Origin of the sequence: Paraburkholderia sp. J67, assembly GCF_905220265.1 — a bacterium.
In the GTDB taxonomy this organism is placed as follows: Bacteria; Pseudomonadota; Gammaproteobacteria; order Burkholderiales; family Burkholderiaceae; genus Paraburkholderia.
This window is the reverse complement of record NZ_CAJMZK010000079.1, coordinates 1-1,045: the sequence shown is the minus strand read 5'-3', so window position 1 is coordinate 1,045 and position 1,045 is coordinate 1. Positions and strand designations below refer to the sequence as shown.

The window sequence follows — 1,045 nt, the reverse complement described above, 5'->3', positions numbered from 1 at the left end:
TCTGGATTTGCCACTCGTCATTCAGGAGGTACACTTGAGTCGGGTCGGTTATCAACGTATATAAAATGTCGCTACAGGAACAACTGCTTCGTGCGCTCCCCGTCGTTCGAGACGACGAAGACGAGCAGATCGCTGCAAAAACGGGAATTGCGTTTGGCGACCTCCGTGAATTTTTGCGGCAACGAAACCATTCTTTACCCTGCGACAGGACCATCAGACGCGCGCTGCTATCGATGAGTGGCCTCGTTGGCTGTGTCGGAAAGACCCGTGGCACGCGCTGGTTCAAGACCGATGCGACGAAGATGCTGCCGTCCGATGAGCGTATGAGCGCGAATCTCGCTGTCGCTCTGAGCGCGCTCGAACGAGTGGCGCACCGGCAATTGCCTTTCGCCGTTTTCTCCGAACTCGAACCGAAGTTCAAGGAAGCGGCCGCGACGCTTTCATTCGACATTAACAATCCCGTAGTGAAGCACGGGCGGACATGGGCATCGAAGATTGCAAGAATCGATGGCACGCAGCCCGTTATCTTTCCGCCAATCGACGATGCGGTCTATCGCACCGTGACCGATGCCCTACTACGCGACCGCAAGCTGTCGTTCCGTTACAGGCGCGCGACATCGGTCGCTCAATACGACATGAGTCCCCAGGCGCTGGTCGACCGGGCCGGCGTTTTTTATGTCGTCATGTGGGCCAGTACGCGGCCCAAGACTCGCTATCTCTTTCGGTTGGACCGGATGCTCGAAGCGCTAACGATCGAAGAGCCGGCCGAGCATGATTCGGCATTCGATCTCCATACCTATATCAACTCAGAAAAAGCGTTCAATTTTTTCCCTGAACCCGATGTCGAGCTCAGATTGCGTGTCCATTCCGTTTCCGGCGCGAAGCCCCGAGCAGCGTCAGAGCACATGCTGAACGAATTTCGCTTGCACGACGATCAACGCATCGTTTACGCGCCCGATCGACAGTCATTTGAACTGACGGCAATCGTAAAGCCTTCCGTGATGCTTCGGCAGTTCCTGCATAGCCATGCCGACTCTATTGAAGT

The 1,045-nt window shown here is 55.6% G+C and carries 1 protein-coding gene; it reads left to right on the top strand.

The annotated features are described in order from the left end of the window. Positions 1 to 65: 65 nt before the first annotated feature. A partial coding sequence (locus U5782_RS41230) for a WYL domain-containing protein (protein ID WP_322049618.1) occupies positions 66 to 1,045 on the top strand: 980 nt, incomplete at its 3' end.